The sequence below is a fragment of the Streptomyces sp. NPDC026301 genome, assembly GCF_055567935.1.
Genome location: NZ_JBVHPN010000002.1, coordinates 74611 through 87911, shown reverse-complemented (window position 1 = coordinate 87911; position 13301 = coordinate 74611). Strand labels below are relative to the sequence as shown.

Sequence of the window (13301 nt, the reverse complement as noted above, 5' to 3'; positions counted from 1 at the left end):
GGCGACCGGCCCGTGGGGCATGTGCGGGAGACGGACGGCAGCGGTCCTCAGCCCGCGAAGGCCGGCTGGTCGAGCCCCTGGCCCGCGCCCGGGACGACGAGCACCGAGCCCTCCAGCGGATGCCGCGGCGTGTCCTCCTGAGCCGTGGTGATGTAGAGATCGGTGAGGTCACGGCCGCCGAAGGCACAGGCGGTCGGGCGCCGGACGGGCAGTTCGACCGTACGGTCGAGGGCGCCGTCGGGCGTGTAGCGGCGCACCTGCCCGCCGTCCCACAGCGCCACCCAGACGCAGCCCTCCGCGTCCACGCACAGCCCGTCCGGGAAGCCTGCGCCCTGCTCGATCTCCACGTAGGGCCGCCGGTTCCGGACGAACTGGCCCGTGGCGTCCCCGTCTCCGTCGCCCACGTCGAAGACGTCGATCCGCCGGGTCGGGGTGTCGATGTAGTACATCAGCCGGCCGTCCGGGCTCCAGCCGATGCCGTTGCTGACCGTGGCGTCCGGGAGCACCCGCACCGTGCTGCCGTCCGGGGCGACCCGGGACAGCGTGCCGCCGCCCGGCGCCTCGTCGTACAGCATGGTCCCGGCCCACAGCGCCCCGTCGGGCGCCACGGCCGCGTCGTTGCCGCGCCGCCCCGGCACGGCCTCGTAGGCCAGCCAGGAGAACTTCCCGGACGCGTCGTAAAGGCCCACGCCGTCCCGGAGGTTGACGACCAGGCCGCCTGCTGTGCGCGGCTTCGCGGCACCCACGTGCTGTTCGGTGACCATGACGGTGCGGCGCCCGGTGGCGGGATCGTAGGTGTGCACCCGACAGGTGAGGATGTCCACCCAGATCAGCCGCGCGTGCGCGGCGTCCCACGTCGGCCCCTCACCGAGCCGCGCACCCGACCGCACGGCAACGTCCCACTGCCTCATGACCGCTCGCCTTCCTCAGCCACCGGTTCTCCCGGCTCTTCCGGCGCTGGCAGCTGCGGCACGAGGCGTGCGCCACTGCCGTGCATGCGCTGGTTCCGGCCGGTGATCGGCCGGGCGCGCTCAGCCTATGAGCGGCCGGAGGGCAGCGGCAATCCCGTGCGCATGACAGACTCCTGCCGTGTCTCCGACCCGCTCACAGGCCCAACGGGACGCCGTCACCGTCGAGATCGCCTTCGCCGTGGTGACCGGTGCGGTCGTGGGCGCCCTCGCCTTCCTGATCTGCGCGGCGCCTGCCCTGTGGGACGTGCTGCCCGCCTCCTGGCGCGGGTCCTGGCTCATGGGCGCCGCGCTGGTCGGCGGCGCGGCCTGCGCCTACCGGGTGGTGCGGGTCCTGTGGCGGTGGCGTCAGCCCAGCCAGCCGGGGCGCACGAGCCCCGACTCGTAGGCCAGTACGACCAGTTGGGCCCGGTCCCGGGCGCCGAGCTTCACCATCGTGCGGCTGACGTGCGTCTTGGCCGTGAGCGGACTGACGACGAGCCGACGCGCGATCTCCTCGTTCGACAGCCCGATGCCGACCAGCGCCATCACCTCCCGCTCCCGCTCGGTCAGTTGGGCCAGCCCCTCCGCCGCGGCCGGCTCCTTCGAACGCGCGGCGAACTCGGCGATCAGCCGCCGGGTCACTCCCGGGGACAGCAGCGCATCACCGGCCACCACGGCGCGTACGGCGCGCAGCAGCTCGTCCGGCTCGGTGTCCTTCACGAGGAACCCGGAGGCGCCCGAGCGGATCGCCTCGAACACGTACTCATCCAGCTCGAAGGTCGTCAGCATGACCACCTTCACCCCGGCCAGCCGCTCGTCCCCGGTGATCCGCCGGGTGGCGGCCAGCCCGTCCAGGACCGGCATCCGGATGTCCATGAGGACGACATCGGGCCGCCGCTCCCGTACGACGGTCAGCGCCTCCTCCCCGTCGGCGGCCTCGCCGACCACCTCGATGTCCGGCTGCGCGTCCAGCAGCGCCCGGAAGCCGGCCCGCACCAGCACCTGATCGTCAGCGAGCAGTACCCGGATCACGCGCTCTCCTCGTCGTCATCGCCCGCCGCACGGCCCGTGGGCGGGCCGTGCGGACCCCCGTCCTTCTCCTCGGCGGTCTCGCCCGCCCGGCCGGTACCGCCGCTCCCCCGCAGCGGGATCGTGGCGCGCACGGTGAAGCCGCCGTCCGCGCGCGGGCCCGCCTGTACCTCGCCACCGAGCGCCGCGGCGCGTTCGCGCATGCCGACCAGGCCGTTCCCGCCGCCGGGCGGCCCCTCCCCCGTGGCCGGCCCGTCGTCGTCGACACGGAGGCGCAGAGCGTCCGCCGCCCGCGCGAGATGCACGCGTGCGCTGCGGGCCCCGGAGTGCCGCACGATGTTGGTCAACGCCTCCTGGACGATGCGGAACGCCGCGAGGTCCGCGCCCGGCGGCAGCCCCGACACCCGGCCCTCGACCGACACGGCCACGTCCAGCCCCGCGCTCTTCGCCTGCTCGGCCAGCTCGGGCAGCCGGGCCAGTCCGGGCGCCGGCGACCGGGGCGCCCGCCCCTGCGCGCGCAGCGTGTCGAGTACCTGCCGGACCTCGCCGAGCGCTTCCTTGCTGGCTCCCTTGATCGTCGTCAGAGCCGTACGCGCCTGCTCGGGGTCGTCGTCGAGCAGGGCGAGCCCGACGCCGGCCTGGACGTTGATGACGGAGAGGCTGTGCGCGAGGACGTCGTGCAGCTCGCGCGCGATCCGCAGCCGTTCCTCGTCGGCCCGGCGCCGCGCCGCCGCCGCGCGCTCGGCCCGGGCGTGCGCGAGCTGCTCGCGGCGCAGTCGGCCCAGTTCGGACGCGGCGACGATCGCCACCACCCAGCCGGCGACGATCAGCTCCTGCCCCCACGGCGCGGCACCGTCGCCGGCCGGCGGCAGCCATCGGTACAGCCAGTGCGCGACGAGCAGATGCCCGGCCCACAGCAGCCCCACCGCGCTCCACGCCGCGACGCGCCGCCCCGCCACGACAGCGGCGAAGCACCCGACCGCCACGACCAGGAAGGCCGGACCGTACGGATACCCGCCCCCGAGGTAGAGCAGCGCGGCGACCGCGGTACCGAACGCGACGACGCGCGGAAAGCGATGACGCCCGAGCAGCAGGAGGGAGCCCGCGAGCAGCAGAATCTCCGCAACACCGTCCAGGGCCGCCCGGTCCGGCTGCCCGTGCGCGGCAAAGCGCGTACCGACCTGCACGAACACGGCGATCAGCACGGTCGAACGCCAGGGCGTACGCCAGCGCGTACGCCGCGCGGTGGCACCGCCGGCCGGGAGATCGGCAGCAGGGCGGCCGGGGGCCGAGTCCGGCGCACCGGGAGCCACGGACCAGCGCCCCCGCACGGATCCGAGCCACCCGAAGCAGTGCCGCACCCACGACGGCCGTCCCTTGTCCATGCCGCCACGCTAGCCCGCCCCACCTGCCCACGGCGTCCCCCGAGCGCGGTGCCGACCGGTACTCCGTGGGGAGTACCGGGAGGAGCGGAAGACCGCCGCAGGCTTCCCGAGAACGGCGAGCCCGGCGCCGCCCAGCGGCTCAGCGGGCCCGGCGGCTCAGCGGGCAGGCGTGGGCAGCCCCACCGAGCGGGCGAGTTGCAGTACCGCCTGCTCGAAGAACTCCTCCCGCGCCTCGATCACCCGGTTGAACTGTCCGAAGAGCTCAAAACCCACCAGCCCGAACAGCTGCGCCCAGGCACCGACCAGCCGGGCCGCAACCCCGGCGGGCAGCTCCACGCCCTGCTCCGCGACCAGCGCCAGCATGTCCCCGACCACGGCGTCCGGCAGCGGATCGTCGGGCTCGCGCAGTGCACCTGCCGCATACGCATCCCGTACGACCTCGATGAGCGCCCGCGCCACCCGGCCGGCGGGCTCGGCGGTGGCCTGGGGGGCGCGGTAGCCGGGTACGGGTGAGCCGTAGATCAGCGCGTACTCGTGCGGGTGGGCCAGCGCCCACTCCCGTACGGCGTGGCACACGGCGGTCCACCGGGCAGCCGGCGCCACGGCGGCCGCACCACCCCGCCGAGACCGCGCTCGCCGCGCGTCCGCCGCGGCGAGCGCGGCTTCCGCGGCCTGCCCGACGGCGTTGTACGCGTCGAGGATCAGGGCCGTCAGCAGGTCGTCCCGGCTCGGGAAGTAACGGTAGAGGGCCGAGGAGACCATGCCGAGCTCCCGGGCCACGGCGCGCAGCGAGAGCTTCGCGGCACCTTCGGCGGCGAGCTGTCTGCGGGCCTCGTCCTTGATCGCAGCGGTGATCTCACCGCGGGCCCGCTCCCTGGCTCCCTTGATCGCGGTCAACCTGACTCCCTTGATCACAGTCGTGCCGGTCATGGCAGTCATGACAGTCATGCCGGTCATGGCAGTCGTGACAGTCATGGCAGTCGTGACAGTTGCGCGGAGCAGTGTGCCACTTTCTGGAGCACCGGCCAATCACGAGAGCACTGCTCTTGCTTTGGCGCACCGTTCGCGCGCACACTGCTCTAAAGCGAGAGCAGTGCTCTCACGTAGAGCTATCACGCAGTGCTCTCACGCAAACGAAAGGACCCGCCATGAACGAGCCCAGGAACGAGCTGAAGAACGAGCTGAGGAACGAGCTTCAGAAGTCCCAGCAGGCCGAGCCGCGCAGCGAGCAGTCGGCTCCCCGTTACCTCAAGCCTGGCCGGCTCGGCGCCCGGCTCAACGGCGTCGTCGGCTGGCTGGCCCGGCGCGGGGTCAGCCTGGCCGGCAGCGCGGACCTCGCCGTGCGCGGCCGGAAGAGCGGCGAGTGGCGGCGGGTGCCGGTGAATCCGCTGGCCTTCGAAGGCGCTCAGTACCTCGTCTCGGCGCGCGGCAACGGCGAGTGGGTCCGCAACCTGCGCGCGGCCGGCGGCGGACAGTTGCGGGTGGGGCGCAGGACCCGCGCGTTCACCGCCGTGGAGCTCCCGCCGGCCGAGACGCCCGCGATCCTGCGGGCGTATCTGGAGCGCTGGGGCTGGGAGGTGAAGCAGTACTTCGGCGAGGTCACCGCCCGGTCGGCCGACGACACCCTGCTCGCCGCCGCCCCGCACCACCCGGTCTTCCGCATCAGCCCGACCGAGTGATCCGGTACCCGGATATCACGGAGCTCCCGTACCAGCTCAACCCGGCACCAGCCCTCACAGATGCCAGCCCGCCCTCCCCATACCAACACTCACCGATCCAACCTCCCCGATCCAACACTCACCGATCCAACCCGCACCGATCCCCCACTCACCGATCCAGCGCAGACAACGCCCGATGGGCCAACGGATGGGTCCGTACGAGCTCCGCCAGGGTGGTCGTGCCGCGGGTGATCTTCGCGAAGGCGTTCCACGCCGGGCGGAAGCCCGTGATCGTGGCGTGCAGCAGGCCCGGGCGGCGGGAGAAGACCGCGAGCATCCGGCGGCCCACGCCCATCTCGACGCCCAGCCCGGCCTTGATCGCAAAGGCGTAGTTGAGCGCCTGGCGGCGCGCGTCCACCGCGTCGTGCGCCTCGGCCACCCGTACCGCCCACTCGCCCGCCAGCCGGCCCGACCGCAGGGCGAAGGAGATGCCCTCGCGCGTCCACGGCTCCAGCAGCCCGGCCGCGTCGCCGCAGACCATCACGCGCCCCCGCGACAGCGGCGAGTCCTCCGCGCGGCACCGCGTCAGGTGCCCCGAGGAGATGCTCGGCTCGAAGCCCGCGAGGCCCAGCCGCCCGATGAAGTCCTCCAGATACCGCTTGGTGGCCGCGCCCTCGCCGCGCGCCGAGATCACGCCGACGGTCAGCGTGTCCCCCTTGGGGAAGACCCACCCGTAACTGCCCGGGATCGGCCCCCAGTCGATGAGCACCCGCCCCGCCCAGTCCTCGGCGACCGTCGGCGGCACCGGGATCTCCGCCTCCAGGCCGAGGTCCACCTGGTCGAGCTTGACCCCCACGTGCGCGCCTATCCGGCTCGCGCTGCCGTCCGCGCCGACCACCGCCCGCGCGAGCACCGTCTCGCCGCCGCTCAGCACGACCGCGACGGTGCGGCGATCGGGGACGGCGCTGCCGTGCTGCTCGACACGGGTGACCGTGACGCCCGTACGCAGCTCGGCGCCCGCCTTCTGCGCGGCCTCGACGAGCTGGGCGTCGAACTCGGGGCGGTTGATGAGCCCGAAGAGCATCTGCCGGGAGCGGCGCGTACGCGTCAGCCTGCCGTTCAGGGAAAACGTCACGGCGTGCACGCGGTCCTGCAGCGGCAGCTCGAAGCCGGGCGGCAGCGCGTCGCGCGAGGGGCCGATGATGCCACCGCCGCAGGTCTTGTACCGGGGAAGTTCGGCCTTCTCCAGGATGAGTACGCGGCGTCCCGTACAGGCCGCGGCATAGGCCGCCGAAGCGCCCGCTGGCCCCGCGCCGACCACCACCACGTCCCACACCATTCGGCCGTCCTGGGCTGCGCTCTCGCTGCTCACCTGTGCTGCTACTCCCGATCGATCCCTGGTACGAATCCCTGGCATGGATCCCTGGCTGCGTGTACCGCCCGCACCTTTGCGCGTACCGCCCGTGCCTTGCGCGTACCGCCCGCATCCTACGGCTCGCTGATCGCGGAGGTGCCTGTGGGAAGATCGGAGGCACCATCCCCCTACGTACGGACGCACAACGTACGTACGGCCACATAACGTACGCACACCCGGCCCGGCGGGCTTCGCGGACTCCGCCCCCGCCAGGACAACGTCGCGCCCACAAGGAGCGTTCCCATGCCTGACAGCCCGCTCGCCACCACCGTCGCCGCGCTGCAGTCCCGCGCCAGGGCCGAACTGACCGAACTGGTGGCCTTCAAGTCGGTCGCCGACCCCGCGCAGTTCCCGAAGAGCGAGTGCGAGGCCGCGGCCCGGTGGATAACGGGGGCGCTGCGGGCCGAGGGCTTCGAGGACGTCGCCGTACTGGAGACGCCGGACGGCACCGAGTCCGTCTACGGCTTCCTGCCCGGCCCGGCCGGCGCCCCCACCGTCCTGCTGTACGCGCACTACGACGTGCAGCCGCCGCTGGACGAGAGCGCCTGGCTGAGCCCGCCCTTCGAGCTGACCGAGCGCGACGGCCGCTGGTACGGCCGCGGCACCGCGGACTGCAAGGGCGGCCTGATCATGCACCTGACGGCGCTGCGCGCGCTCAAGGAGCACGGCGGCGTACCGGTCAACGTCAAGGTGATCGTCGAGGGCTCGGAGGAGCAGGGCACCGGCGGGCTGGAGCGGTACGCCGAGGCGCACCCCGACCTGCTCGCCGCCGACGCCGTCGTCATCGGCGACACCGGCAACTTCCGCGTCGGCCTGCCCACGGTCACCGCCTCGCTCCGCGGCATGACGATGCTGCGCGTCCAGGTGGACACGCTGGCGGGCAATCTGCACTCGGGGCAGTTCGGCGGCGCCGCGCCCGACGCGCTCGCCGCGCTGATCCGCCTCCTGGACTCGCTGCGCGCGGAGGACGGTTCCACGACGGTCGACGGGCTGGCGGCGGACGGTACGTGGGAGGGCCTCCAGTACGACGAGGAGGAGTTCCGCAAGGACGCCAAGGTGCTCGACGGCGTGGAGCTGATCGGCTCCGGCAGCGTCGCCGACCGGGTCTGGGCCCGCCCGGCCGTCACCGTGATCGGTATCGACTGCCCGCCGGTCGTCGGCGCCACCCCGTCGGTACAGGCGAGCGCGCGGGCGCAGGTGAGCCTGCGAGTGCCGCCGGGCCAGGACGCCGCCGAGGCCACCAAGCTGCTCACGGCGCACCTGGAGGCGGCCGCGCCTTGGGGCGCTCGCGTCACGGTCGAGCAGGTCGGCCAGGGCCAGCCGTTCAGCGCCGACCTCAGCAGCCCGGCGTACGAGTCGATGGCGTCGGCGCTGCGCGAGGCGTACGACGGTACCGAGATGCAGGCCGCCGGCATGGGCGGCTCCATCCCGCTGTGCAACACGCTCGGCGCGCTGTACCCGGAGGCGGAGATCCTGCTCATCGGGCTGAGCGAGCCGGAGGCGCAGATCCACGCGGTGAACGAGAGCGTGTCCCCGGAGGAGCTGGAGCGACTGTCGCTGGCGGAGGCACTGTTCCTGCAGCGGTATGCGGGGAGCAAGGCGGGGGCGTAGAGGCGTAGCGCGAGTTCGGGGGCGTGGAGGTCGGCGTGGGGCGGGCCTGGTGCCTGGTGCCGCCCCACGCCCTGTACAGCAACGCTCGTCTCCTCGGGCAATCGCCACCGGGGCGTACCGAGGCCTACCGGGGCGTACCGGGGCGTCACCCCACAGGAACGCCCGCCTCCAGATAGAGCGGGCGTCCCTGTGCGCGGGCGCGCAGGGCCCACCGAAGGCGGTTCCAGCGCACGGGCGGCAGCATCGACTCGGCCTCGTCCTCGGTGACGAACCGCCAGTCGCGCAGCTCCGAGCCCGGCAGCAGCAGGTCCCGTATCTGCTCGTCGGGCAGCCGCCCGCCGTCGAACAGCAGCCGCAGCCCGCCGAATCCGGGCGGCACCGGCGCCTCCCAGTCGAGTACCAACAGGCGCGGCATCGTGGGGAGCCGGATGTCCAGTTCCTCGGCCACTTCCCGTACGCCGGCCCGGGCCGGCGGCTCGCCCGGTTCCACGACCCCACCGGGAAATTCCCAGCCGGGTTTGTACGTCGGGTCCACCAGCAGTACCCGGTCCTCCTCATCGAAGAGCAGTACACCGGCGGCCAGGGTCTCGGCGGTCGGCTCGGGCGTCTGGACGATGTCGCAGGCGCCGTCGCCGGTCCGCACGGCCTCGGCGATGCGCTCGGCCGTCTCCCGCGGCCCGAGGCCCGAGGTGTCGATGACGTGGGCGTCGCCGCGGATCCAGTCCAGCGCCTGACGGTAGGGCTCCAGGTGCGTCAGGCTCCGCGTACGAATCGCCGCGGCGGCGTCCGCGGCCCCGCCGTCCTCCCGTACGGGCTGCTCCTCCCGTACGGGCTCGTCCTGTACAGACGCTTCCCCTACGGGCGCATCCCGTAGCGACTCCTCCCGTACAGGCTCGTCCCGCAGTGCGATCCGCTCCCGGAGGATCGTTTCCTCCGCATGGAGCAGCACGTGTCGCACCGGGATACGACGTGAGGCCAGCCCGCCGAAGATCTCGTCCCGGTACTCCTGCCGCAGCAGCGTCATCGGCGTGATCAGCGGCCCCGATACCTCCGTGAGCAGCGCGGCGGCCGTGTCGACGACGAGTCTGCGCCAGGACGGCAGGTCCTGGTAGTCGTCGACATCGTCCAGCCGCTTGGCCGGAAGCATCTCCTTCAGCTCACGGCCGACCAGTTCGGGATCGTAGAGCGTGCTCCCGGGGAGCAGGTCCAACAGTTCCTGTGCTGCTGTGGTCTTGCCCGCACCGAACGCGCCGTTCAGCCAGACGATCACGGTTCCCCCTCATCCCTAGACGCCTGTGAGTTGCCCGCAACACCCTGCCACGGAAACGCGCCACGGACGGCCGCTCCCGCAGGGCCGCCCCACGCCGCTGTCAACCCCTCGCGCCAGAGGTCACCGCCTGGTACCCACTTCCCACCCCACCTCGACACCCCGCACAAACCACCGCATCACGCCAATTCCCCCCACGCCGGATCGTTCCCTCCCCCCAAGCCACCTACCATCCCCCCTCCGCACGCCCTCACCGCGTCCGCAGTGCGCTCACAGGTATGGGACAGTCGCCGCGCTCAGCGTTGCCGCGACGCCCGCTACGCAGGATTCACCGAGAGGACCCAGTACTGATGGACCTGGAATTCCTCCGTCTTGGACTGATGACCCAGCTCGGCCAAGGCGTGAACGACTGGACGCGCTATGACCCCACCGTTGCCCACGAATTCATTGACAAGACGGCGGGCGAATTCGCCCATGTCCACGCACGGACCACGGGCGGCGGATGCAACGCCCTGCCCGACACCACACGGCGATCAGGCGCGGGGGGTTGGGGAGGTGAGGCGTTCCATGGTGGGGGATACGCCGGTGGGCTTGAAGACGCCTTTGTAGGCGCTGATGGCGGATACGGAGGCGATGAGGATGCTGCTGACGATGTCCTTGCCCGCGAAGTCGCCGGCGAAATAGGCGCTGCCGAGGCCGACGAGGATCGAGACGGCCATTTGTACGGAGGCGCGGGCGGCGCTGCTCCACTGGGGTCGGTTGACGACGGATATCAGGAGCGGGGAGACGAATCCGATGATCAGGGCCCACATTTGCGCGTTCGTCATGGGGCGCCGCCTCTCTCAAGATTCAAGACCGGAGAGTGCACTGGAGGGTGGTGGCCGTGAGTGCTTGAGGGGAGCGTCGGGGCGGGCGGGGGACTCGGCAAGGGGGCTTACGGACTCGTTCCCGTAACGGCGGACTCGTTCCAGTAACGGCGGACCCATTCCCGTAACGACGGGCGACATTTGGGTAGCGGCGGCTTGCGTGCGTGCCGCCGGGCGTCAGCAGGTGGGGAGGCCCGGTACTGGTTGGTCGTTGTCGCCGCCCTTGAGGTAGACGACGCTGACGTAGACGCCGGTGTTGCCGTTGTCGTCGTCGGTTCTGGCCCACCAGACGTTGGTCCATCGGCCGTAGGTCTCGCGGCGGCCGAGGTCGGCCTGGCAGTAGAAGTAACTGGTGCCGGCGTTCAGGGTGCCGGCCCTGTCGAAGTTCTTCGTGTAGGAGTCGGCGGGGCGCCAGACCTCGCAGTGGTATCTGCCTCCGGCGGCGGACGCGCAGGGGGCCGGGGAAGTGCCCGTGGCGGTCGCGGTCGCGGCAGCGGTCGCAGTGGGGGTGGGGGAAGCCGTCGCAGTGGCGGGGGCGGAGGTGGGTGAGGAGGGGCTGTTGGGTTCCTTTGGCCGGTTCTTGTGCTGGTCTTGGGTGCTTGGGGTGGCCGCGGTTCGCTCATGTGGGGTGAGCAGGGCGTAGGTGGCCGCGCCCGCGGTCAGGAGTACCGCGGCCACGGCTGCGGCGAGCAGCGGTCCTCGGCGGCGACGGCGGCCGGCTTCCGGTGCGGGAGCAGCGGCGGGACCAGCGGCGGGAGCAGCGGCGGGACCAGCGGCGGGAGCAGAGGCGGGAGCAGCGGCGGGGGCGGGGCCGAAGCCCGGTGGTGGGGTGTTTCCGGCGGCCCGTACGTCGCGTTCGGTCGGGGAGTGGGGCGGGTCACCGGCCTCCGGGGCGCGTCCCTCGGCCACCGACCGCAGCATGTCGTGGGCCTGCGCGGCCGACGGGCGGGCGGTCGGGTCCTTGGCCATCAGGGCGCGGAGTACGGGCGTCAGCGCGCCGGCGCGCCGCGGTTCGGGAAGCGGCTCGGAGACGATCGCGGTGAGTGTCGACCACACCGACGTACGGCGGAAGGGCGCCGCCCCCTCCACCGCCGCGTACAGGGTCATGCCGAGCGACCAGATGTCGGACGCCGGCCCGGGCGCCAGGTCCTGGGCCCGCTCGGGCGGCAAGTAGTCCAGCGAGCCGACGAGTTGACCGCTGCGGGTGAGGTTGGTCCGCGTGCCGTCGTCGGGGGCCTGGATGCTGGCGATGCCGAAGTCGGTGATCACGACGCGGCCGGTGCGGTCGAGCAGGATGTTGCCGGGCTTGATGTCCCGGTGCAGTACGCCGGCCCGGTGCGCGGCGTCCAGCGCGTCCATCACCTGCGCGCCGATCCCGGCGGCCTCCCTCGGGTCCAGCGGCCCTCGCTGCCTCATGACGTCGTCGAGGGAGGGGCCCTCGATCAGTTCCATGACGATGACGGGCCGGTCGGCCTCCTCGATCACGTCGTGGACGGTGACGACGCCGGCGTGCCGGATGCGGGCGGCGGCGCGCGCCTCGCGCTGCATCCGTGTGCGCAGGTCGGCCAGTTCGGCGGCCGAGGCGTCGGTGAACGCCCGCAGCACCTTGACGGCGACCTCGCGGCCCAGTACCTCGTCGACCGCGCGGCAGACCACGCCCATGCCGCCGCGGCCCAGCGGGCCGGTGACGCGGTACCGGCCGCCCAGCAGCCGGCCGGTCGGGGCCGTACCACCCGGGCCACCCACGCCACCCACGCCATCCGCGCTCTCCTCGCGGCCGCCGTACCTGTCGTGCCCGCCGTGCTCGCCGTGCCCGCCGTATCCGCCGTTCTCCCCCGTCGACACCTTGTGCGTCCCCCTCGTCGCGCGTGTGCGTGGTGGCGGGAAACAGACTAGAGGGGGCGGGGCCGGTGATGTGCGGGCCGTCGGGCTCGCGCCGGGCCAGGACGTCAGTCCGGCCCGCCCACGCAGGGGCGAGCCCGTCAATCCGGCGCCGCGGCCAGCCTCCCCCCGGGGCATCGCCATCGTGACCGCCAGGACCTCAGACCGACGCCCCCGCGCGCCGGGACGAGCCCGTCAACCCGGCGCCAGCCCCGCCCGGCGCCACCCCCGCCCGGCCCCGGCCCCCCACCCTCAAGCCGACGTAGCCGCCAGCGCACCCACTCGATACTGCTGAGCGGCCGCCGCCGCGCCCACCACGCCCGCGTCCGTGCCCATCTGGGCCGGTACGACCTTGATGCCGCGGACGAAGGAGAGGGTGGCGTACTCGTGCAGGGCGCGGCGGAGCGGTGCGAAGAGGATGTCGCCGGCGCCGGCCACTCCCCCGCCGATCACCACGATCTCGATCTCGACCAGGGTGGCGGTGGCCGCTATGCCGGCCGCCAGGGCCTGTGCCGCGCGGTCGAACGAGCGGATCGCCACGGCGTCCCCGGCGCGGGCGGCCGCGGCCACCGCGGCGGCGGTCGCGTCGCCGTCCGGGCCCGGCTGCCAGCCCTCCGCGAGGGCGCGGCGGGCGATGTTCGGGCCGCTGGCGATGCGTTCGACGCAGCCGCGCCCGCCGCACGGGCAGGGGTCGCCGTCGAGGTCGACGCTGATGTGGCCGATATGGCCCGCGTTGCCGGTGGGGCCCGGGTGCGGGCGGCCGTTCAGGACGAGGCCGCCGCCGACTCCGGTGGAGACCACCATGCACAGCGCGTTCTGGTGGCCGCGTGCGGCGCCCTGCCAGTGTTCGGCGGCGGTCATGGCCACGCCGTCGCCGACCAGTACGACGGGGAGCCCGCCGGTCCGCTCGCGCACGCCCGCGACCAGCGGGAAGTCGCGCCAGCCGGGGATGTTGACCGGGCTCACGGTGCCGGTCTGCGCGTCGACCGGCCCGGCGCTGCCGATGCCGACGACGGAGGTACGGGACCACTCGGGCGCCGCGGTCAGCTCGTCGAGCACCGCGTGCACCGCGCCCATGACGGCGGCGCCGTCCTTCTGGGCGGGGGTCGGACGGGTGGCGCGTACGAGCATCCGGCCCCGGTCGTCGACCAGCGCCCCGGCGATCTTCGTACCACCGATGTCCAGGGCTGCGTTGAGGTCGGTCTGCATCGGCGTGGAATCTCCTGGTCGGCGGGCGGCC

At 73.1% G+C, this 13301-nt stretch carries 12 protein-coding genes; 3 read left to right on the top strand and 9 right to left on the bottom strand.

Annotated elements, in window-relative coordinates; genetic code table 11:
• Positions 1-47: 47 nt before the first annotated feature.
• Positions 48-911 carry an SMP-30/gluconolactonase/LRE family protein gene (locus tag ACZ4MH_RS03490; RefSeq protein ID WP_351598573.1) on the bottom strand — a complete coding sequence of 288 codons (864 nt, stop codon included), beginning with the start codon at positions 909-911 and terminating at the stop codon, positions 48-50.
• A 178-nt stretch (positions 912-1089) separates the two neighbouring features.
• Here ACZ4MH_RS03490 and ACZ4MH_RS03485 point away from each other — a divergent pair, with 178 nt between their 5' ends.
• Positions 1090-1356: a DUF6332 family protein gene (locus ACZ4MH_RS03485; RefSeq protein WP_351598575.1), complete on the top strand. Its 267-nt coding sequence runs from the start codon at positions 1090-1092 to the stop codon at positions 1354-1356.
• Here the strand turns inward: ACZ4MH_RS03485 and ACZ4MH_RS03480 are convergent.
• The 3 genes from ACZ4MH_RS03480 to ACZ4MH_RS03470 form a co-directional block, all read right to left on the bottom strand.
• Complete coding sequence (locus ACZ4MH_RS03480; RefSeq protein WP_351598577.1) at positions 1317-1982, bottom strand: response regulator transcription factor; 666 nt, start codon at positions 1980-1982, stop codon at positions 1317-1319. The genes ACZ4MH_RS03485 and ACZ4MH_RS03480 overlap by 40 nt on opposite strands.
• The gene (locus ACZ4MH_RS03475) at positions 1979-3364 is read right to left on the bottom strand and encodes a sensor histidine kinase (RefSeq protein ID WP_351598579.1); all 1386 of its coding nucleotides are present in this window, start codon (positions 3362-3364) and stop codon (positions 1979-1981) included. Before ACZ4MH_RS03475 ends, ACZ4MH_RS03480 begins: the two co-directional genes overlap by 4 nt.
• 156 nt (positions 3365-3520) lie before the next feature.
• Entirely contained in the window at positions 3521-4261 is a 741-nt protein-coding gene (locus ACZ4MH_RS03470; RefSeq protein ID WP_351598597.1) for a TetR/AcrR family transcriptional regulator, read from the bottom strand.
• Between the two features lie 251 nt (positions 4262-4512).
• Here ACZ4MH_RS03470 and ACZ4MH_RS03465 point away from each other — a divergent pair, with 251 nt between their 5' ends.
• On the top strand, positions 4513-5043 hold the full coding sequence (locus ACZ4MH_RS03465) for a nitroreductase family deazaflavin-dependent oxidoreductase (protein WP_351598581.1): 531 nt from the start codon (positions 4513-4515) through the stop codon (positions 5041-5043).
• Between the two features lie 148 nt (positions 5044-5191).
• On the opposite strand, the gene ACZ4MH_RS03460 is transcribed toward ACZ4MH_RS03465, so the two are convergent.
• Positions 5192-6394, bottom strand: coding sequence for a geranylgeranyl reductase family protein (locus ACZ4MH_RS03460; RefSeq protein WP_351598583.1), 1203 nt, complete (start codon positions 6392-6394; stop codon positions 5192-5194).
• Between the two features lie 285 nt (positions 6395-6679).
• Here ACZ4MH_RS03460 and ACZ4MH_RS03455 point away from each other — a divergent pair, with 285 nt between their 5' ends.
• Positions 6680-8047, top strand: coding sequence for a dipeptidase (locus ACZ4MH_RS03455; RefSeq protein WP_351598585.1), 1368 nt, complete (start codon positions 6680-6682; stop codon positions 8045-8047).
• 145 nt (positions 8048-8192) lie between these two features.
• Here ACZ4MH_RS03455 and ACZ4MH_RS03450 read toward each other — a convergent pair whose 3' ends face one another.
• From ACZ4MH_RS03450 to ACZ4MH_RS03435, 4 genes are all read right to left on the bottom strand, one after another.
• Positions 8193-9317, bottom strand: a complete 1125-nt coding sequence (locus ACZ4MH_RS03450; RefSeq protein ID WP_351598587.1) for an NUDIX hydrolase — start codon at positions 9315-9317, stop codon at positions 8193-8195.
• Between the two features lie 530 nt (positions 9318-9847).
• On the bottom strand, positions 9848-10141 hold the full coding sequence (locus ACZ4MH_RS03445; protein WP_351598589.1) for a hypothetical protein: 294 nt from the start codon (positions 10139-10141) through the stop codon (positions 9848-9850).
• 216 nt (positions 10142-10357) lie between these two features.
• A complete protein-coding gene (locus tag ACZ4MH_RS03440) occupies positions 10358-11926 on the bottom strand; it encodes a serine/threonine-protein kinase (protein WP_351598599.1) in 1569 nt (522 codons plus the stop codon).
• Positions 11927-12313: 387 nt separating this feature from the next.
• A complete protein-coding gene (locus ACZ4MH_RS03435; protein ID WP_351598591.1) occupies positions 12314-13270 on the bottom strand; it encodes an ROK family protein in 957 nt (318 codons plus the stop codon).
• Between the last annotated feature and the right edge of the window lie 31 nt (positions 13271-13301).